Origin of the sequence: Pedococcus sp. 2YAF34, from assembly GCF_052114585.1 — a bacterium.
GTDB lineage: Bacteria > Actinomycetota > Actinomycetes > Actinomycetales > Dermatophilaceae > Pedococcus.
The window spans coordinates 1-465 of sequence record NZ_JBFRFA010000099.1; the positions used below are offsets into that span (position 1 = coordinate 1).

The window sequence follows — 465 nt, forward strand, 5'->3', positions numbered from 1 at the left end:
GAGCAGGACGATGGTGCGGCTGGGTACGCCGGCCCGCGCGCGCCGGCGACGGTCGATGAACGCCTGCGCCGCCGTGATGATGAGGATGATCACCAGCAGGGTCCAGCCGGCCCAGGGAGGCATGTTGCTGTTCTGGATCGCGAGAACCTCATCCTGCTGGATGCGGTAGAGACCACCGGCTCCGATGATGATCAGCTGGAGGCCCTGCAATCCGAGGAACAGGCCCAGCGTCACCACGAATGATGGCACCCCGACTTTTGCGACGAAGAAACCTATGAAGAAGCCGATCGCCGCACCCGCGACGAGGGCGATGACCAGTGCGAGGATCCAGTTCATGGCCAGTCCGCCCGGATCGGAGAGGACGACGAAGATCGACATCGCGACACCGGAGGTCACACCTGCCGACAGGTCGATCTCTCCGAGGAGGATGACGAAGACGAGGGCCATGGCCAGCATGACCAGGGT

The 465-nt window shown here is 63.9% G+C and carries 1 protein-coding gene; it reads right to left on the bottom strand.

Going from position 1 to position 465, the window contains the following annotated elements; translation table 11 throughout:
- A partial coding sequence (locus tag AB4Z02_RS19055; protein WP_441972933.1) for an ABC transporter permease subunit occupies positions 1–465 on the bottom strand: 465 nt, incomplete at both ends.